General features: G+C 46.3%; 3 protein-coding genes. All 3 read left to right on the top strand.

The window, feature by feature from the left end; genetic code table 11:
- The first annotated feature begins 236 nt into the window (after positions 1 to 236).
- From ppsA to ppsC, 3 genes are read left to right on the top strand one after another with little or no spacing between them, the layout of a single operon-like run.
- A complete protein-coding gene (ppsA, locus tag AC0OMA_RS10140; RefSeq protein ID WP_474222092.1) occupies positions 237 to 7,922 on the top strand; it encodes a plipastatin non-ribosomal peptide synthetase PpsA in 7,686 nt (2,561 codons plus the stop codon).
- 24 nt (positions 7,923 to 7,946) lie between these two features.
- A complete protein-coding gene (gene ppsB / locus AC0OMA_RS10135; protein ID WP_474222091.1) occupies positions 7,947 to 15,629 on the top strand; it encodes a plipastatin non-ribosomal peptide synthetase PpsB in 7,683 nt (2,560 codons plus the stop codon).
- A 16-nt stretch (positions 15,630 to 15,645) separates the two neighbouring features.
- Positions 15,646 to 23,313, top strand: a complete 7,668-nt coding sequence (gene ppsC / locus AC0OMA_RS10130; protein ID WP_474222090.1) for a plipastatin non-ribosomal peptide synthetase PpsC — start codon at positions 15,646 to 15,648, stop codon at positions 23,311 to 23,313.
- The last annotated feature ends 11 nt before the right edge of the window (positions 23,314 to 23,324 follow it).

Here is a 23,324-nt window from a genome sequence, read left to right as displayed (position 1 = left end):
ATACTTTTATCACTTTATATTCGGAAATTTGATAAAAAAAGAAACGAAAAATAAAGAAATAATACTATATTCAAAAAAATGTTATAAAAATTTAATGTTTTTTATTGTACTTTAAAAAATATCCGTTAATATAGTGCATATATGGATTATATAGTCATATAATTTCTTTTATTGACATTTTTCTGTTTTTTTCTACTTTTTCTTATCCTCTTATTATGAGAACTGGAGGGAATCCGTTGAGCGAACATACTTATTCTTTAACCCATGCCCAAAGGAGAGTGTGGTTTACCGAACTGCTGGAGCCAAATACCAGCATTTGCAATCTCACAGCCTGTGTGAAATTCAAAGGCAATATTGAGCTTGATACTCTGGAGGGAGCGCTGAATCATTCCATCTCCCGCAACGACGCCATTAGATTTCAGCTGTTAGAAGGAGAAGAGCTTGAGCCGCGATTGCACCTTACTGAATATAAATATTATCCACTTAGAATAATTGATTTTTCAAATGTTGAAATGATAGAAATAGAGCAATGGATTCAGGATCAAGCGAGCATTCCATTTAAACTGTTCAACTCGCCTCTTTATCAATTTTACCTCCTTAGAATTGACTCTCATGAAGTTTGGCTATTTGCGAAATTCCATCATATCATAATGGATGGAATCTCTTTAAACGTGATGGGAAATCAAATTATAGATCTTTATCAAAAAATGAAAAAGAAAGATCCTTTACCTGATCAGCCGGAACCTTCTTACTTGAGCTACATCGAAAAAGAGAGTCAATATCTACATTCTCCGCGGTTTGCAAAGGACCGTTTATTTTGGACGCAAACCTTTGAGCACCCGTTGGAATACCACTCGTTAGCCGACCAGACGTCCTTACAAAAACAGAGCACATCTGCATCCAGAGACACCATCATTCTTTCACCTGATCTAGAGCAAACGATTCGAATCTTCTGCGAAGAACACAAGATCAATATCATTTCCTTATTTATGGCTTCATTTTACATATGCATCAGCCGAATCACTACTAAAAAAGATCTTGCCATTGGCACCTACTATGGCAACAGAGGGTCAAAGGCTGAAAAAGAAATGCTCGGCATGTTCGTTAGTTCTCTTCCAATCAGAATAACGGTTGATCCTGACACAGATTTCCTTTCCTTTGTCCGCACAATAGGCAGGGAACAGCTTTCTGTTATGCGTCATCAACGGTTTCCTTATAATTTGCTTGTAAATGAATTAAGAAATGAACAGAAGGATTTACACAACCTTATCGGTATATCTATGCAGTATCAGCCACTTCAGTGGCATAATGCAGATGATTTTGACTATGAAACAGCGCTTTATTTCAGCGGATACACCGCGAACGAGCTTTCAGTTCAAATACAAGAACGGATAGACAATGGAACCATTCAATTAAATTTCGACTATCAAAATACCTTGTTTTCTCTTGAGGATATTAAACGAATACAATCTCATCTGCTTACCATACTGGAAAACGCCCTTCAATATCCGCACAGCTTTATAAGAGAATTAGATATGACGAATACAAGAGAAAAGCAAAAATTGTTGTGTGAGTTTAACAAGACGGAAGCTGTTTCGCCTAAAGCTTTCACCCTGCATGGGCTGTTTGAGCGACAGGCAGCTTTCACACCGGAGCGGCTGGCCATTCGCTTTTCAGGCGGTTCGCTGACATACGCTGAGCTTGACATGTACGCCAGCCGACTGGCTGCGCACCTTACGGCACGCGGCGTCACAAACGAAAGTATCGTCGGGATCCTGTCTGAACGCTCACCTGACATGCTGATCGCTGTCCTTGCTGTCTTGAAGGCCGGAGGGGCGTATTTGCCGCTTGATCCTGCGTATCCAAAGGAGCGGCTGAGCTACATGCTGAAAGACAGCGGGGCATCGCTCTTGCTGACACAGCCGGGATGCTCCGCACCGAACTTTTCTGGCGAAATGCTTGAAGTGGACATGACATCTCTTGATCGTGAAGAAGTAAAACGTCATGTGTCTGCTTCTGTTAGCGACGGATCTCTCGCCTATGTCATCTATACATCGGGCTCTACCGGGCAGCCGAAAGGGGTAGCTGTTGAGCACCGCCAGGCTGTTTCTTTTCTGACCGGCATGCAGCACCAGTTTCCGCTTTCAGAAGATGACATTGTCATGGTGAAAACCTCTTTTTCCTTTGATGCGTCCGTGTGGCAGCTGTTTTGGTGGGCTCTTTCCGGTGCTTCGGCGTATCTGCTTCCGCCCGGCTGGGAAAAAGACTCCGCATTGATCGTAAAAGCCATTCATCAGGAAAAAGTGACAACGGCTCATTTTATTCCGGCTATGCTGAACAGCTTTCTCGATCAAGCGGAAATGTTAGCGCTCGGTGACGGGACAAACCTAAAGCGTGTATTCGCCGGAGGTGAACCGCTTGCGCCGCGTACGGCAGCCCGTTTTGCTTCTGTATTGCCGCAAGTATCATTAATCCATGGTTACGGACCGACAGAAGCAACGGTAGACGCGACATTTTACGTATTGGATCCAGAACGGGACAGGGATCGTTTGCGGATTCCGATTGGGAAGCCCGTACCTGGTGCGCGTTTGTATGTTTTAGATCAGCATTTAGCCGTACAGCCTTCTAGTGTCGCCGGCGAACTGTACATTGCCGGAGCGGGTGTTGCCAGAGGTTATTTGAATCGTCCGGCATTAACGGAGGAGCGTTTTCTTGAGGACCCGTTTTACCCGGGGGAACGCATGTACAAAACAGGGGATGTGGCGCGCTGGCTCCCTGACGGGAATATTGAATTCCTCGGGCGGTTGGATGATCAGGTGAAAATCCGCGGCTACCGGATTGAGCCGGGAGAAATTGAAGCGGCACTAAGAAGTATAGAAGGTGTAAGAGAGGCGGCCGTTACCGTACGGACAGACAGCGGGGAGCCGGAATTATGCGCTTATGTAGAAGGGCTCGGAAGAAACGAAGTCCGAGCGCAGCTTGAGAGACTGTTGCCGGGCTACATGGTCCCAGCCTATATGATAGAAATGGAACAGTGGCCGGTTACACCAAGCGGAAAGCTCGACCGAAACGCCCTGCCAGCTCCTGACGGAGCGGCAGATGCGGAGACCTACACGGCGCCGAGAAACGTGACTGAGATGAAGCTTTCTCAGCTGTGGGAGGACGTGCTGAAAAATGGCCCTGTCGGGATTCACGACAACTTTTTTGACCGCGGGGGACATTCCTTAAAAGCAACGGCGCTTGTCTCACAGATCGCCAAAGAATTCGATGTACAGGTGCCGCTAAAAGATGTGTTTGCCCATCCGACAGTAGAAGGACTGGCTACCGTTATCCGTGAAGGAACGGACAGTCCATATGAAGCGATTAAGCCCGCTGAAAAACAGGAAACCTATCCGGTTTCCTCTGCCCAAAAGCGGATTTATGTCCTTCAGCAGCTGGAGGACGGAGGGACAGGCTACAATATGCCGGCTGTGTTAGAGCTCGAAGGGAAGCTCAACCCTGAAAGGATGGACAGAGCTTTCAAAGAGCTGATCAAGCGCCACGAGTCGCTTCGAACCGCCTTCGAACAGGACGCAGGAGGCGATCCGGTGCAGCGCATCCATGACGAGGTGCCGTTTACGTTACAGACTACAGTTCTCGGCGAACGAACCGAACAGGAGGCCGCAGCCGCATTTATCAAACCGTTTGATCTCAGCCAAGCGCCGCTGTTCCGTGCCCAAATCGTAAAGGTATCAGATGAGCGGCACCTGTTGCTGGTTGATATGCATCACATCATTTCAGACGGTGTTTCCGTCAACATTCTGATTCGGGAATTCGGCGAGCTGTACAATAATCGGAAGCTTCCGGCACTGCGCATTCAATATAAAGATTATGCCGTATGGCAAGAAGGATTCAAAACAGGAGACGCGTACAAAACGCAGGGAGCGTACTGGCTGAAGCAGCTCGAGGGCGAGCTGCCTGTGCTGGATCTTCCGGCTGATCATGCCCGCCCGCCGGTGCGAAGCTTCGCGGGTGACAAGGTCTCATTTACGCTGGATCAAGAGGTTGCATCAGGCCTTCACAAGCTGGCACGAGAAAACGGAAGCACACTGTACATGGTGCTCCTTGCGGCTTACACCGCGTTCTTGTCACGCTTAAGCGGACAGGAAGATATCATTGTGGGCTCGCCAATTGCCGGCCGGCCGCACAAGGATCTTGAGCCGATACTCGGCATGTTTGTGAACACGCTGGGGCTTCGGACGCGCCCGGAGGGCGGGAAGCCATTCGTACAGTATTTGCAGGAAGTGCGTGAGACAGCATTGGAAGCCTTTGAGCACCAGGATTACCCGTTCGAAGAACTTGTTGATAAGCTTGAATTGACACGAGATATGAGCCGGAACCCAGTGTTTGATGCGATGTTTATCCTTCAAAATGTGGAAAAACAAGACATAGATCTGAGAGAAATAAAAGTCCGGCCTGCCAATTTCTCGCATCACATATCTTTATTTGATATCACATTAATAGCTACGGAAATAAATGGATCTATTTGCTGCGAAATGGAATTTAGTACAGAAGTATTCCTGAAAGCTACGATTGAACGCTGGGCTGATCATTTTATCGAATTTCTGCATGAGGCACTTTCAACTCCTGAAACAAGCCTTGCACAAATAAACATACTTAGTGATAAAGAAAAACAAAAAATAGTCTTTGGATTTAACAAAACTCAGGTTGAATTTGCTCAAAAAGATGTTCCTTTTCATCGCATATTTGAAGCGAAAGCTGAAGAAATTCCAGAACATATAGCTGTTATTGATAACGAAACAGAGATTAGCTATCGCCTTCTAAATGAAAGAGCCAATCGTCTGGCACGAACATTGCAAAACAGAAAAGGACCGAAGCCAACTGTGGCTGTTTTAGCCAAGCGGTCCATCGATGCAATTGTTGGAGTGCTGGCAGTGATGAAAGCTGGCGGAGTGTATATCCCGATCGATTCACATTATCCAAAAGCTCGTATTGAATACATTCTTCGTGATAGCGGGGCAGATATTCTTCTTTTACAGCAGGAGTTGAAGCATTTGATTTCAAACTTGCCTGAATCTGAGATGTCTCCCATCTGCCTTGACGATGAAAGCTCTTATGAAGAAAATAGCTGCAACCTTAACTTATCTCCTGCTCCTGAAGAGCCGGTATATATCATTTATACGTCAGGAACGACGGGTGCGCCTAAAGGCGTCATTGTCACCTATCGGAACTTTACTCATGCTGCTCTTGCATGGCGTCAAATATATGAGCTGGATCGGAAGCCTGTCAGACTGCTTCAAATCGCGAGCTTTTCATTCGATGTCTTCTCAGGAGATTTGGCGAGAACATTGACCAACGGCGGGACTCTAATCGTTTGCCCAGATGAAACACGGCTGGAACCTGCTGAAATATATAAAATCATGAACTCTCAGAGAATCACGGTGATGGAGTCGACACCGGCTCTCATTATCCCGGTGATGGAGTATGTATACCGTAACCAGTTCAAGCTTCCTGACTTAGACATACTGATTCTTGGCTCCGACATGGTGAAAGCTCAAGATTTCAAAACATTGACAGATCGCTTTGGCCAAAGCATGCGCATTATTAATAGCTATGGTGTCACAGAGGCAACCATTGATTCGAGCTTTTATGAGACCAGTATGGGTGGAGAGTGTACGGGAGATAACGTACCAATCGGCAGCCCGCTGCCGAATGTACACATGTACGTACTCAGCCAGACTGATCAAATTCAGCCGATCGGTGTTGCCGGCGAGCTGTGCATCGGCGGGGCAGGTGTTGCGAAAGGCTATCATCAGAAACCTGACTTAACGCAAATGAAATTTACAGAAAATCCATTTGTCTCTGGAGAAAGGCTGTACAGAACCGGTGATCGAGCATGCTGGCTTCCAAACGGAACGATCCGGCTTCTTGGCCGAATGGATTATCAAGTAAAGATAAATGGATACAGAATTGAAACAGAAGAAATTGAAAGTGTTCTGCTTCAAACGGGGCTTGTCAGAGAAGTTGCTGTTGCCGTTCAGCATGATAAAAATGGACAGGCTGGTTTGGCAGCATATATTGTGCCTTCAGACGTCAATACGAATGCTCTCCGTGCTGCTTTATCAAAGGAGCTGCCAGCGTATATGATTCCTGCACATCTGATTCCTTTAGAAAACATGCCGCTAACCCTAAACGGAAAGCTGGACAGAAATGCCTTGCCGGCTCCAAATAATGTGTTATCGCGTCCATATACCGCACCAGTTAACGACATACAAAAAACGATGGCGTATATATGGGAAGATGTACTGAGCATGTCACGAGTCGGCATTCACGATTCCTTTTTTGAGCTTGGCGGAGACTCAATTAAAGCATTACAAGTGGCAGCACGTCTGGCAGCTGAAGGCTGGAGCATGACAATACGCGACTTATTCCGTTATTCAACGATTCAGGAACTATGCGGACATATCACACCATTGGCATCTCAAGCGGACCAGGGACCTGTGGAAGGTGAAGCTGAACTCACCCCGATTCAGCGAAGATTTTTCGGACAGGTACATGCTTTTCACTATCATTACAACCAGTCCGTCATGCTTTTCAGTGAAAAAGGATTCAATGCTAACGCGCTTCATCTAGCGCTGCGTAAAATAACCGAGCATCATGATGCCATTCGCATGATTTTCCAACGTGACCAAAACGGCCATGTCATTCAGTTTAATCGCGGAATCAATCACAAGGATCATGAACTGTTTGGCCTTTATATTTCAGATTGGACAAAAGCATCGCTGGAAAGGGCTCACCTTGATGAAAAACTTGCCGCTGAGGAAACCGTCATTCAAAGCAAAATGAATGTAGAAAAAGGGCCTTTGCTGCAAGCAGGTTTGTTTAAAACGGCAGAAGGGGATCATTTGCTGATTGCACTTCATCATCTTGTGATAGATGGCGTTTCTTGGAGAATTCTGCTTGAGGATTTAGCTGCAGCATATCAACAGGCCTTAGAAAAGAAAGAAATCCAATTACCGCCAAAAACGGATTCTTATTTATCCTACGCCGATGGTCTTACCCAAATAGCTGAAAGTAAGCAATTGCTTTCAGAGAAAACGTATTGGCAAACGATTTTAGACGCTCACACTGCTTTTCTTCCTAAGGACATAGAAAATGTGCCGGACAGACTCCAAATGAACAGCGACGCAGCAGCGTTTGTACTATCTGGGGACTGGACTGAAAAATTGCTGTTTGAAACCCAGCAAGCCTATGGCACTGATGCCAACGAACTTTTGCTTACGGCTTTAGGAATGGCGCTTTCTGAATGGGCTGGGCATGACCAAATCGTGATCAGCACTGAGGGACACGGTAGAGAAGGGCATGTGCCAAACATTGATATTTCAAGGACAGTTGGATGGTTTACTTCCATTTATCCTATTCTGCTAGACATGGGTATTCCCGAGCCTTTCGAGGATCAGCTCGCATACCGAATTAAGACGACAAAAGATATGCTGAGAAGAGTACCGAACAAAGGAACTGGATACGGATTGTTAACACACATAGGAGAACTGCGGCATAAAGAGCCTGAGGTCAGCTTTAATTATCTCGGTCAATTTAGCGAAGAGAAGGAAGCTGAAACGTTTCAATTATCATATTACCAGCCCAGTTACGAAATAGCGGGTGAGAGAGAACGAGAGTATGAGCTGGACATCAATGCTCTCATTACGGACGGACGGCTTCAAGTAAAAGCGGTATACACCCAAGTGTTCAGCAAACACTCAATTGAGTGCTTTATGGATCGTTTTCACAGGCATCTTATCGAGACGATTGAGCATTGTTCGCAGAAAAAAGCACGCGAAAAAACACTGAGCGATTTCAGCAATAAGGAATTAACGTTGTCTGCATTATCTAGCATCGAAGATCTCGTGAAAGATCTTTAACTTTTGAAAAGGTGTGTGGAATTGATGGCACAATCGGCACAAATTCAAGATATTTACCCGTTATCGCACATGCAGGAAGGAATGCTGTTTCATTCACTAATGGATTTCAGCTCGAAAGCATATATCGAACAGACCTCGTTTACGATCACAGGGAATCTATGCGTCGACTCGTTTCAAAAGAGCTTAAACCTTCTTGTTTCTAGATATGATATTTTCAGAACGATTTTCATTAAAGAAGTACCAGATCTTACAGGTCCGCAGCAGGTAGTCTTATCAAACCGGGAATTGACAGTATATAGAGAAGATATTTCTCGCCTGGCTGATCAAGAACAGCAGACGCTGATTGATGCTTTTATGACTAAGGATCGGGAAAAAGGATTTGATTTGCAAAAAGATCCTTTAATGCGTCTTGCCCTTTTTGATAGAGGAGACAGCCAATATACATGTGTCTGGACACATCACCATATCATCATGGATGGCTGGTGTCTCGGTATTATTCTTAAAGAGTTTTTCAGCATGTATGATTCGCTCAAAAATAACTCACCTGTACAGCTTGGCAGCACGGTGCCGTACAGCCGTTATATTGAATGGCTCGGAGAACAAGATCAAGAAGAGACTGCTGCCTACTGGAGCGAATATTTGAAGGAGTACGGCAATACTGCTTCTATTCCCCGGATAAAGCGCTGCACGGCAGACGGGGATTATAAAGCCGACCAGGTCAGCTTTTCATTAGCGCCGGAAATGGTTGAGAAACTGACAGAGGCTGCCCAAAACTGGGGAGTGACATTAAACACGCTGTTTATGAGTATTTGGGGCGTGCTGCTCCATCGATATAATGCTGCAGATGATGCCGTTTTTGGCTCCGTCATTTCGGGACGCCCGTCAGCGATTGACGGGATTGAATCAATGGTCGGCTTGTTTATCAATACTGTTCCAGTGCGAATCCGATCTGCGGAAGGCATAACGTTTTCTTCGCTGGTCAAAGCCGTGCAGGAGGATATTTTATCATCTGAACAGCATGGGTATTATCCGCTTTATGAGATTCAAAACCATAGTCCATTGAAGCAAGGGTTGATCGATCATATTTTTGTTTTTGAAAATTACCCTGTACAGCTTCATCAGGCATTAAGCGTGGAGAGTGAAAATGACGAAGGCGCTCTGAAGCTGAGTGACATTTCAATGTCGGAACAAACCAATTACGACTTTAATATCGTTATCGTTCCGGGAGAATCATTTTATATCAAATTCAGCTACAACGCAGCCGTTTATGAACGGGAAGAGATGCTGAGGATTCAGGGGCATCTAAAACAAGCACTAGATTGCATTTTGGCACATCCCGATATTGCCGTCAGTGACATCAATATCGTCCCGCCGGAGGAGCAACAGGTTATCCAATTGTTTAACGAAACTGAGCGTCCTTATGTGAACAAAACGATATCCCAATTGTTCGAGGAACAAGCCCGCAAAACACCTGAAGCGGCTGCATTAAAAATGGGAGACGATTGCTGGACCTATCGCCAATTAAATATAAGAGCTAATCAGATTGCGCACGCCCTGATAGAAAAAGGCGTTGGATCTGGAGATATCGTGGCTGTGATGATGAACCGGTCAATGGAAATGCCTGCAGCTCTACTTGGGATTTGGAAAGCAGGCGGCGCTTATATGCCGCTTGATCCACATTTTCCAGCAGAACGTCTTTCTTTCCTGCTGAAGGATAGTCAAGCGGCTCAATTGCTGATAGAAGAAGACCTTATTTCCTTGATCCCTCCGTCCTATGAAGGAAATACGATAACGATAGAACATACAGAAAGTTACCAAACAGAAACTCCAAATATGCCGCCAGGTGACCTGGCCTACTTGATCTATACGTCGGGAACGACGGGGCGCCCTAAAGGGGTTTTAGTTGATCATCACGGTATTGCAAATACATTGCAATGGAGACGAGAAGAGTATGGCATGACCGAACAGGATATATCCCTCCATTTGTTTTCGTACGTGTTTGACGGCTGTGTAACGAGCTTATTTACCCCGCTTTTGTCTGGTGCGTGCGTACTACTGACAACAGATGACGAAGCGAAGGATGTGCTGGCCCTTAAGCGAAAAATAGCCCGTTATAAGGTCAGCCACATGATCATTGTTCCTTCCCTGTACCGGGTGTTATTGGAAGTGATGACTGCTGACGATGCAAAAAGTCTTCGTATTGTGACATTTGCGGGTGAAGCGGTCACGCCTGATCTGCTTGAGTTGAGTCAAATGATTTGTCCTTCTGCTGAACTGGCAAATGAATACGGGCCCACAGAAAACAGTGTGGCAACAACAATATTGCGGCATCTGAATGAAAAAGAGAGGATTACGATCGGACACCCAATCAGAAACACAAAAGTATTTGTTTTGCACGGAAATCAAATGCAGCCGATCGGCGCGGCGGGTGAACTGTGTATTTCCGGCGCGGGTCTTGCGAGAGGATACTACAAACAGCAAGAGCTGACACAGAAAGCATTCTCCGATCATCCATTCCTTGAAGGGGAGCGTTTATACCGAACAGGTGATACAGGCCGCTTTTTGCCTGATGGAACGATTGAATATATTGGACGTTTTGATGATCAAGTAAAAATTAGGGGTTACCGTATTGAACTGAGAGAGATTGAAACAGTTCTTCGACAAGCACCGGGGGTAAAAGAAGCAGCGGTACTGGCCCGTGATGTTTCTGCTGAGGAAAAGGAGCTCGTTGCTTATATCGTTCCAGAAAAGGGAAACAGCCTCCCAGATTTGTATCAGCATCTTGCCGGGACATTGCCGTCCTATATGATCCCAGCAAGTATTATCAACATCAGCCGGATGCCATTAACATCCAGCGGCAAGCTTGACAGGTTTGCGCTTCCTGAACCAGAAAACAATACGAGTGTCACATATATGGCGCCCCGAACCTTAATCGAAGCTGATCTCGCACATATTTGGGAAGATGTGCTGAATAAACAGCACATCGGCATTCGTGATGATTTCTTTCAGTTAGGCGGACAGTCCTTAAAAGCGGCCGCACTAGTATCAAGAATACATAAAAAGCTTAATGTCGAGCTGCCGCTCAGTGAGGTGTTTTCATATCCGACAGTTGAAAGCATGGCGGGCAAATTGATGAGCTTAAAAGAACACGCTTTTACACAGATTGAACCTGCGGATCAAAGAGATGTCTATCCGCTGTCTTTCTCGCAAAAACGATTATATGCTCTTCATCAGCTGGCAGATGACAGCACAGGCTACAACATGCCAGCTGTACTTGAATTACGCGGAAATCTGAATCGCCAGCGGTTGAGAAGCGTTCTCACAGAACTTGTAAATCGGCATGAAGCATTACGGACTGTTTTTGTGCTTGACAGAGACGAGCCTGTGCAGATCATTTATCAAGAGATAGCTTTTGATCTAAAAGAGCTTGAAATGGAATCAGAACAAATGCTTGAGTCTGCAATCGAGACCTTTATCAAACCGTTTGATCTATCATCCGGTCCGCTTTTTAGAGCATGTGTCATTACAATGGGCAATCACCGCGGCTTTTTGCTGCTCGATATGCACCATATTATTGCCGACGGTGTCTCGATGAGCACTCTTGTCCAAGAATTTACTGACTTATATTGCGGAAAGGAGCTGCCGGTTTTAAATCTGCATTATAAGGATTTTGCTATTTGGCAGCAAGAGAACTACCCGAAAGAGCTATACAAAAAACAGGAGGCCTACTGGCTTGATCAGCTTGGCGGGGATCTTCCTATATTAGAATTACCGCTTGATAAAACAAGGCCGCGCCTCCCTGATTTCAGCGGTGGAACAATTGAAGTCAGCATTGATAAAGACACGGCTGATGAGCTGCACCGTTTAATGGCTGAAACGGGAACAACATTGTATATGATTCTTCTGGCTGTCTATTCTATTTTGTTATCTAAGCTAAGCGGGCAAGAGGATATTGTTGTCGGTTCGCCTGCTGCCGGAAGACCACACGCCGATCTGGAGCGCGTCATCGGGATGTTCGTCAATACATTGGCGATGCGCAGCAAGCCCGAGGGCCACAAAACGTTCAGCTCCTATTTGCAGGACATTCGCCACCTGGCTCTGACCGCTTACGAGCATCAGGATTATCCTTTTGAGGAGCTGGCAGATAAGCTCGATACAAATCGAGAGGTAAATCGCAACCCGCTGTTCGATGCGATGCTTGTGCTTCAAAGCAGTGAAGATTTCCGGTTCGAAGTGCCTGGTCTGTCGATTTCGTCTGTCACTCTTAAACATGATATTTCTAAATTCGATTTAACGTTACACGCTGAGGAGCATCCGAGTGGAATACGCTGCCGTTTTGAATACAGCACTGCTCTTTTTGAAGAAGAAACCATTACGCGGTGGGCATCCTGTTTTATTGAATTGGTCAAAGGGGTAACGGCGGATACCGAGATGAGAATTTCGGACATGCAATTGCTTCCTGCTGCAGAGCGTAGGTTGCTCCTTGAAAAAATGGGGCAGTATGCGGCTTATCCCAGAAATGAAAACATAGTAAGCTTATTTGAAAAGCAAGCCGCTCAGCATCCGGAGCATATCGCAGTGGTGTGCGGCCATTCTCAGCTTACGTATCGAGACCTGAATGAAAAAGCCGAGCGGGCAGCTGCTATGCTGATCAAACAAGGAGTCAGCACTGGGGATATCGTCGGTCTGATGCTCGATCGGTCACCTGATATGATCATTGGCATTTTATCGATTTTAAAAGCTGGAGGGGCCTATTTGCCGATTGATCCTGAATATCCTCAGGAGCGTATTAGCTTTATGCTCAATGACAGCGGAGCAAAACGGCTGCTGACAGAGCGCGGTCAAAACAAACCTGCAGACTACACCGGACATATTTTGTATATCGATGAATGTGAAAACGACTCAATTCCGGCTAATGTAAACATTCAAGAAATAGTAACGGATCAGCCCGCATACGTGATATACACATCTGGAACGACTGGCCAGCCAAAGGGCGTCATTGTCGAGCACCGCAATGTGATCAGTCTTTTAAAACATCAAAACCTGCCTTTTGAATTTAACCATGAAGACGTCTGGACGTTATTTCATTCTTATTGCTTTGATTTCTCTGTATGGGAGATGTTCGGTGCACTATTGAACGGAGGTACATTAATCGTGGTCTCTAAAGAAACAGCCCGTGACCCCCATGCATTCCGTTTATTGTTAAAAAAAGAGCGCGTCACTGTACTCAACCAGACCCCGACTGCTTTTTACGGCTTGATGCTTGAAGACCAAAATCATACAGATCATTTAAACATCCGCTACGTGATTTTTGGCGGCGAAGCCTTACAGCCCGGATTGCTTCAAAGCTGGAATGAAAAATATCCTCATACTGATTTGATTAATATGTACGGTATTACAGAAACAACGGTCCATGTAACATTCAAAAAATTGTCTGCTGCAGACATTGCAAAAAATAAAAGCAATATCGGCCGGCCTCTTTCTACTCTGCAGGCTCATGTGATGAATGCCCATATGAACCTGCAGCCGACCGGAGTTCCAGGGGAGCTGTATATAGGCGGCGAAGGTGTGGCACGGGGATATCTCAACAGAGATGAGCTGACCGCTGACCGTTTTGTATCCAATCCTTATCTTCCGGGAGACAGATTATACCGAACAGGAGATCTTGCTAAGCGCCTGTCAAATGGCGAGCTGGAATACTTAGGCCGCATTGATGAGCAGGTGAAAGTCAGAGGGCACCGAATTGAGTTAGGCGAAATCCAAGCGGCACTTCTTCAGTATCCAATGATTAAAGAGGCGGCTGTCATTACCAGAGCAGACGAGCAAGGGCAAACAGCTATATATGCTTATATGGTGATAAGAGATCAACAGGCTGCGAATATATCAGACATCCGGGCTTCCTTAAAAAACGCCTTGCCTGACTTTATGCTGCCTGCCCGTATGATACAAATTGACAGCATCCCGGTGACTGTTAATGGAAAGCTCGATCAGAAAGCCCTGCCAGAACCTGAAAAACACGCTTATACAGCTGATGATATCAGTCCTAGAAATGAGATTGAAACGGTCATGGCTGAAATTTGGGAGGAGCTCCTTAATGTAGATGAGCTGGGTGTAAGCGCCAATTTCTTTGAGCTTGGCGGAGACTCTATTAAAGCGCTGCAGGTTTGTGCCAGACTGAAGCAGCGCGGATTTGAAACGACAGTACGTGAGATGTTTGAACATCAGACTCTTGGTGAACTGTCCGCCCGGGTTCGAAAAAACGTACGCGCCATTGATCAAGGCCCGGTCGAAGGCGAGATTACTTGGACACCTATCCAGCAGTGGTTTTTCTCGCAATCTCTGGAAAGCCATCATTTTAACCAGTCCGTTATGATCTACCGGGCTGAACGATTTGATGAGGCTGCGCTTAGAAAAGTACTAAAAAGCCTTGTGACTCATCATGATGCACTGAGAATCGTATGCCGGCATGAAGATGGCAGGCAGGTGCAGATAAACAGAGGGATAGATCTTTCAGATGAGGAGCTATATGCACTTGAACTGTTTGATGTAAAGGATAGCCTAACAGAAGCACGGAACACGATTGAGGAAGCAGCCAGCCGGATGCAAGAACATATTCGTTTGGAAACCGGCCCCTTGCTTCACGCTGGATTGTTTAGAACCGAGAATGGTGACCATTTATTTCTGACGATTCATCACTTAGTTGTTGATGCGGTTTCCTGGCGAATTTTGTTCGAGGATTTTTCAGGTGCTTACAAACAGGCAGTCTCAGGAGAATCTATTAAAATGCCGCAAAAAACAGATTCATATTTAACGTATTCACAAAGAATAGCTGACTACTCTAAAAGCCGCCAGGTGCAACGCGAAGCAGCGTACTGGGATGAGTGCGAGAACCGTCACATCCAGCCTATTCCAAAAGATAATGACGCTGCATCTAACACATTCAAAGATACAGAAGTGATTGATTTTGAGCTATCTCGCCATCACACAGAATTACTATTAACGGCTGCACATAAAGCTTACAGCACGGAGATGAATGATATCCTTCTGACAGCTTTAGGTCTTGCTTTGCAGAAATGGACGGGAAATAACCAATTTAAAATCAGCATGGAGGGCCATGGAAGGGAATCATATCTTGAGGACATCGATATTAGCAGAACTGTTGGCTGGTTCACCTCCATTTATCCTGTGTGGCTTGATATGAGAGATTCCGATCATAAGGACAAAGAAGAGCGGCTGGGCCACCTTATTAAACAGACAAAAGATATGCTGCACCGTATACCGCATAAAGGCGCAGGCTACGGCGTGCTGAAATATATCAGCAAAAGATGGGGCTCTCAGAAAAACAGCCCAGAAATCAGCTTTAATTATTTAGGCCAGTTTGATCAGGATATTCAATCAAATGCCTTTGAGGTGTCTGACATCAAGCCAGGAAATGAGATCAGCCCGAACTGGGAGCGTCCTTATGCACTGGATATCAGCGGCGCCGTTTCTTCGGGGTGCCTGAACATGCACATCATCTATAACAGGGTTCAATTTGAGGAAAAAACAATCCAAACATTTTCCAGGCATTTTAAACAGACTCTGGAAAACATCATTGAGCATTGTACCGGCAAAGAAAACCGAGAGTGGAGCGCATCTGATTTCACTGATGAAGACTTAACGCTTGATGAATTGAGTGAGATCATGGGAGCCGTCAACAAACTATAGGAGAGGAGATTCACTGATGCCGCAGCAACCTGAAATACAGGATATATACCCTTTGTCATTTATGCAGGAAGGGATGCTTTTTCACTCATTGTATGATGAGCAGTCGAGAGCTTATTTTGAACAGGCTTCTTTTACGATCAATGGACAGCTTGACTTGGAGCGTTTCCAGAAAAGTATGGATGCTGTTTTTGACAGGTACGATATCTTTCGAACAGCATTCATCTATAAAAATGTAGCCAAACCTCGTCAAGTCGTGCTCAAGCAACGTCATTGCCATGTTCATGTTGAAGATATTTCTCATCTCAATGAAAAAGATAAAGAACATTGTACAGAGGCATTCAAAGAACAGGACAAATCAAAAGGCTTTGATCTCCAAACGGATGTACTGATGAGAATATCTATTTTAAAATGGGCGCCTGATCATTATGTCTGTATCTGGAGCCACCATCATATTTTAATGGATGGCTGGTGTTTAGGCATCGTCATTAAAGACTTTCTCCATATTTATCAAGCGCTTGGAAAAGGGCAATTTCCTGATTTGCCTCCCGTACAGCCGTACGGGACGTATATTAAATGGCTGATGCAGCAAGAGCGTGAAGAAGCAGCTGAGTATTGGAAAAAGAGGCTTCAGCATTTCGAAAAAGCTTCGCCTCTGCCTAAAAGAACAGATCAAATGTCGGATGGGACATTACAGCAGATCACGTTTACCATTCCTGAAAAAGAAACCTCCGAATTACAGAAAATCGCTGCAGCATGTGGTGCGACACTTAACACTGTTTTCCAAGCTTTATGGGGAATCATGCTCCAAAAGTTCAATCGTCGCGACGATGCTGTATTCGGATCAGTTATATCAGGCAGACCTTCTGAGCTAAAAGATGTGGAAAATATGGTCGGACTTTTTATCAATACTATTCCTATTCGAGTCCAAAGTGATTTTCTGTCTTTTTCTGACCTAGTCAGCAGAATGCAAAAAGACATGACTGAGGCAGAAGCTTATAGTTACTTTCCCTTATATGATATTCAGGCGCAGAGCGCTCTTAAACAAGAGCTGATCGATCATATTATCGTATTTGAAAATACACCTACTCAACAAGAGATTGAAGAGCTGAATCAAGCTGGATCATTTGATTTCTCCGTGAAAGATTTTGAGATGGAAGAGGTAACTAATTATAGATGCAGTGTCAAAGTGATCCCAGGGCGTACTTTGTACGTTCGGATTCATTTTCATACAGGCGCTTATCAACCAAATATGATGTCTGAAATAAAAGATTATTTACAGCACATGATCTCTGACGTCATCTCTGATCCATCTCTTCCTGTGTCAAAGATGACATTGTTAGATGAGGACAAAACATGGAAAATCGTTTCTCAAAATAACAGGACAGTATCTGTTTCACCTGAAGCCCCAGCCTTGCATGGGCTGTTTGAACGACAGGCGGCAGTCACACCGGAGCGGCCGGCTATCCGCTTTTCCGGCGGTTCGCTGACATACGCTGAGCTTGACATGTACGCCAGCCGACTGGCTGCGCACCTTACGGCACGCGGCGTCACAAACGAAAGTATCGTCGGGATCCTGTCTGAACGCTCACCTGACATGCTGATCGCTGTCCTTGCTGTCTTGAAGGCCGGAGGGGCGTATTTGCCGCTTGATCCTGCGTATCCAAAGGAGCGGCTGAGCTACATGCTGAAAGACAGCGGGGCATCACTCTTGCTGACGCAGCCGGGATGCTCCGCACCGAGCTTTTCTGGAGAGACGCTTGAAGTTGACATGACATCTCTTGATCGTGAAGAAGTAAAACGTCATGTGTCTGCTTCTGTTAGCGACGGATCTCTCGCCTATGTCATCTATACATCGGGCTCTACCGGGCAGCCGAAAGGAGTGGCCGTTGAGCACCGCCAGGCTGTTTCCTTTCTGACCGGCATGCAGCACCAATTTCCGCTTTCGGAAGATGACATTGTCATGGTGAAAACCTCTTTTTCCTTTGATGCGTCTGTGTGGCAGCTGTTTTGGTGGGCTCTTTCCGGTGCTTCGGCGTATCTGCTTCCGCCCGGCTGGGAAAAAGACCCCGCATTGATCATACAAGCCATTCATCAGGAAAAAGTGACAACGGCTCATTTTATTCCGGCTATGCTGAACAGCTTTCTCGATCAAGCGGAAATGTTAGCGCTCGGTGACGGGACAAACCTAAAGCGTGTATTCGCCGGAGGTGAACCGCTTGCGCCGCGTACGGCAGCCCGTTTTGCTTCTGTATTGCCGCAGGTATCATTAATCCATGGTTACGGACCGACAGAAGCAACGGTAGACGCGGCATTTTACGTATTGGATCCAGAACAGGACAGAGATCGTTTGCGGATTCCGATTGGGAAGCCCGTACCCGGTGCGCGTTTGTATGTTTTAGATCCGCATTTAGCCGTACAGCCTTCTGGTGTCGCCGGCGAAATGTACATTGCCGGAGCGGGTGTTGCCAGAGGTTATTTGAATCGGCCGGCATTAACGGAGGAGCGTTTTCTTGAAGACCCGTTTTACCCGGGGGAACGCATGTACAAAACCGGGGATGTGGCGCGCTGGCTCCCTGACGGGAATATTGAATTCCTCGGGCGCACGGATGATCAGGTGAAAATCCGCGGCTACCGGATTGAGCCGGGAGAAATTGAAGCGGCATTAAGAAGCATAGAAGGTGTAAGAGAGGCGGCCGTTACCGTACGGACAGACAGCGGCGAGCCGGAATTATGCGCTTATGTAGAAGGGCTCGAAAGAAACGAAGTGCGGGCACAGCTTGAAAGACTGTTGCCGGGCTACATGGTCCCAGCCTATATGATAGAGATGGAACAGTGGCCGGTTACACCAAGCGGAAAGCTCGACCGAAACGCCCTGCCAGCTCCTGACGGAGCGGCAGATGCGGAGACCTACACGGCGCCGAGAAACGTGACTGAGATGAAGCTTTCTCAGCTGTGGGAGGATGTGCTGAAAAATGGCCCTGTCGGGATTCACGACAACTTTTTTGACCGCGGGGGACATTCCTTAAAAGCAACGGCGCTTGTCTCACGGATCGCCAAAGAATTCGATGTACAGGTGCCGCTAAAAGATGTGTTTGCCCATCCGACAGTAGAAGGACTGGCTACCGTTATCCGTGAAGGAACGGACAGTCCATATGAAGCGATTAAGCCCGCTGAAAAACAGGAAACCTATCCGGTTTCCTCTGCCCAAAAGCGGATTTATGTCCTTCGGCAGCTGGAGGACGGAGGGACAGGCTACAATATGCCGGCTGTGTTAGAGCTCGAAGGGAAGCTCAACCCTGAAAGGATGGACAGAGCTTTCAAAGAGCTGATCAAGCGCCACGAGTCGCTTCGGACCTCCTTCGAACAGGACGCAGGAGGCGATCCGGTGCAGCGCATCCATGACGAGGTGCCGTTTACGTTACAGACTACAGTTCTCGGCGCACGAACCGAAGAGGAGGCCGCAGCCGCATTTATCAAACCGTTTGATCTCAACCAAGCGCCGCTGTTCCGTGCCCAAATCGTAAAGGTATCAGATGAGCGGCACCTGTTGCTGGTGGATATGCATCACATCATTTCAGACGGTGTTTCCGTCAACATTCTGATTCGGGAATTCGGCGAGCTGTACAACAACCGGAATCTTCCGGCGCTGCGTATTCAATATAAAGATTATGCCGCATGGCAAGAAGGATTCAAAACAGGAGACGCGTACAAAACGCAGGAGGCGTACTGGCTAAAGCAGCTCGAGGGCGAGCTGCCTGTGCTGGATCTTCCCGCTGATCATGCCCGCCCGCCGGTGCGAAGCTTCGCGGGTGACAAGGTCTCATTTACGCTGGATCAAGAGGTTGCATCAGGCCTTCACAAGCTGGCACGAGAAAACGGAAGCACACTGTACATGGTGCTCCTTGCGGCTTACACCGCGTTCTTGTCACGCTTAAGCGGACAGGAAGATATCATCGTCGGCTCGCCAATTGCCGGCCGTCCGCACAAGGATCTTGAGCCGATACTCGGCATGTTTGTGAACACGCTGGCGCTTCGGACGCGCCCGGAGGGCGGGAAGCCATTCGTACAGTATTTGCAGGAAGTGCGTGAGACAGCATTGGAAGCCTTTGAGCACCAGGATTACCCGTTCGAAGAACTTGTCGATAAGCTTGAATTGACACGGGATATGAGCCGGAATCCGCTGTTTGACGTAATGTTTGTTCTTCAAAACATAGATCAGGAATCGTTGGAGCTGGATGAACTTTGTCTCAAACCTGCAGCAAACAATGGGCATCAAACGTCCAAATTTGATTTAACCCTATATGCCCAGGAACAGCCCCACGGTTTGCTGACGTTCCAAATGGAGTTTAGTACTGACTTATATAAGAAAAAAACGATAGAAAAGTGGCTTCAATACTTCATCAATATGTTACTCTCCATCATCAAAGACAACAAAGCCGCTCTCGGAACAATAAATATCCTGAATGAGGATGAGACCCATTACCTTATCCACGAGCTCAATCGTACAAAAATAGATTATCCAAGAAATGAAACCATCAGCAGACTCTTTGAAATGCAGGCTGAACAAACACCTAATGCTGTAGCTATTGTCAGCGACACCCAAGTATTCACTTACGAGGACCTGAACAGCTGGGCAAATCAAATTGCCTCAGTTCTACAGATTAAGGGCGTAGGGCCTGATAGTGTTGTAGCCTTGTTGACAGGCAGAACACCAGAACTCATTGCAGGAATGCTGGGCATTCTGAAAGCCGGGGGAGCCTATCTGCCTATTGCTTCTGATCTGCCTGTTGAACGAATAGCTTATATGCTGTCAGACAGCGGGGCGGCTTTACTCCTTCAATCTGAAAAAACAGAAAAACAACTATTAGACATTGAATGTGAACAAATCATAATCGAAGATATTCAAAAGCAAGGAGAAACGAAGAACGTTGATTCTTCAGCAGGGTCACATTCACTTGCATATATCATTTATACCTCTGGATCAACCGGTAAACCAAAGGGCGTCATGATTGAGCAGCGAAGTGTAATTCGTCTTGTTAAAAACAGCAATTATATTACATTTACACCTGAAGACCGCCTTCTGATGACATCATCAATCGGTTTCGACGTTGGGTCATTTGAAATTTTCGGACCGCTGCTAAATGGTGCCGCTTTGCATCTGTCCGATCAACAAACATTTCTCGATTCCCATCAGCTTAAGAGGTACATAGAACATCAAGGAATCACAACGATTTGGCTGACATCTTCTCTATTCAATCATTTGACAGAGCAAAATGAACAAACATTTTCACAGCTGAAACATTTGATTATAGGCGGAGAAGCTTTGTCGCCGAGCCACGTCAATCGAATCAGAAATGTCTGCCCTGAAGTATCTATATGGAATGGATATGGCCCTACCGAAAATACAACTTTTTCGACATGCCTTCACATTCAAAAAACATATGAACTTTCCATTCCGATCGGGCGGCCGGTTGGTAATTCCACCGCTTATATCTTAAATCAATGGGGAGTGCTGCAGCCGGTCGGAGCTGTCGGTGAACTTTGTGTCGGCGGAGATGGCGTCGCCAGAGGATATTTGGGCCGTCCTGATTTAACGAAAGAGAAATTTGTCCCACATCCATTTGCACCTGGCGATCGACTGTATCGCACAGGTGATCTGGCGCGCTGGCTTCCTGATGGCACAATTGAGTACATTGGCCGTATTGATGATCAAGTAAAAGTCAGAGGCTATCGGGTGGAGCTGGGTGAAATCGAATCAGCACTTCGTCAAATAGACGGGGTCAAAGAAGCCGCAGTGTTAGCACGTACAGCCCAGACCGGGAGCAAAGAGCTGTTTGGCTATATCAGCGTAAAAGCAGGCACGAATGCTGAACAAGTACGTTCACTTCTCGCGCGTTCGCTGCCAAACTATATGATCCCGGCGTACATTATTGAAATGGAGACTCTCCCGCTCACATCAAACGGCAAATTGAACCGAAAAGCACTTCCTGAACCAAATTTCACATCTAAACAAACGTACGCTCCACCTCGAAATGACCTTGAAGACCAACTTGTGTTGATCTGGCAGGAGGTTCTCGGCATCCAGAGGATCGGAATAGAGGATTCGTTTTTTGAATTGGGCGGAGATTCAATCAAAGCCCTTCAAGTTTCTGCACGCCTTGGGCGCTATGGACTAAGCTTGCAGGTAAGTGATTTATTCCGTCATCCAAAGATAAAGGACTTATCACCATTTATCCGTAAGTCAGAGAGAATCATAGAGCAAGGACCCGTTCAGGGAGACGTTCCTTGGACGCCTGTTCAGCAATGGTTTTTTTCACAAGATATTGAAGAAAGACACCATTTCAATCAGTCTGTCATGCTATTCCATTCTGGACGTTTGTCTGAAAACGCCATTAGACCAGCCTTGAAAAAACTGGCGGAGCATCATGATGCGCTTCGGATGGTTTATCGCAACGATGATAGGCGATGGATTCAAATCAACCAAGGCATTCATGAGTCACAGCTATACAGCTTAAGAACCTCTGATCTTTCACAGTCAGAAAGCGGCTGGGGGACGCAAATCAAACAAGAAGTTGCAGATCTTCAGCAAAGCATCAATTTGCAGGAAGGACCATTGTTGCACGCCGCTTTGTTTAAAACACTGACCGGAGATTACTTGTTCCTTGCGATCCATCACCTTGTCGTTGATGGTGTCTCATGGCGGATTTTGCTGGAGGATTTGTCAGCCGGATATCAACAAGCTGCTGCAGGCCAGACGATCCAGCTTCCGCCTAAAACGGATTCCTACCAGGAATACGCAAGACGCATACAGGAATATGCCCAAAGCAGTAAGCTGATTCGCGAAGAGGCGTATTGGCGAAGTGTAGAAGAACAGCAAGCCGCAGAACTGCCCTATGAAATACCGCATCATGTGAACATCGACTTCAGCAAAAGGGACTCATTAAGCTTTTCACTGACTGAAGCAGACACCGCCGTCTTGCTGCAAAACGTCAATCACGCCTATGGCACAGATACACAAGATATTCTGTTAACCGCAGCATCCTTGGCGATTTGTGAATGGACAGGAGGAAGCAAGCTCCGTATCGCTATGGAAGGACACGGGAGAGAACACATTCTGCCAGAGTTAGATATCAGCAGGACGGTCGGCTGGTTTACATCCATGTACCCGGCCCTCATAAGCTTTGAACATCATAGGGATGAGCTCGGAACCTCAGTAAAAACCGTTAAAGATACACTGGGCCGGATACCAAACAAAGGGGTAGGTTACGGTATGCTGAAATACCTTACACACCCTGAAAATAAAAGCATTACGTTTTCAAAAACACCTGAAATCAGCTTTAACTATTTGGGCCAGTTCAACGACATCGAAAGACAGGACACCTTCCGCCCATCAAGCCTTGGGAGCGGAAAGGATATCACTCATACATGGAAGCGTGAGCAAATCATCGAGATGAGTGCAATGGCAGCAGACAAAAAGCTCCATTTCAATCTTAGTTATCCGCCAGCCCGCTTTCATAGAAACACAATGGAGCAGCTTATTAACAGGATTGAACACTTTTTGCTGGACATTATGAAACACTGCGCCGGTCAACAGAAAGCTGAAAAGACACTGAGCGATTTCAGCAGTCAATCATTAACGGCAGAGGATCTGGACAGCATATCCAGCTTGGTGGAAGAATTGTAGAAAATCGTGAC

It is taken from the genome of Bacillus sp. AMCV2 (assembly GCF_056033925.1).
The sequence above is the reverse complement of the archived record's forward strand: the minus strand, read 5'-3'. Positions and strand labels throughout refer to the sequence as shown.

Coding starts and splice junctions, on each gene's coding strand:
- ppsB (WP_474222091.1), top strand. CDS start 7,947: ATGGCACAATCGGCACAAATTCAAGATATTTACCCGTTATCGCACATG.
- ppsC (WP_474222090.1), top strand. CDS start 15,646: ATGCCGCAGCAACCTGAAATACAGGATATATACCCTTTGTCATTTATG.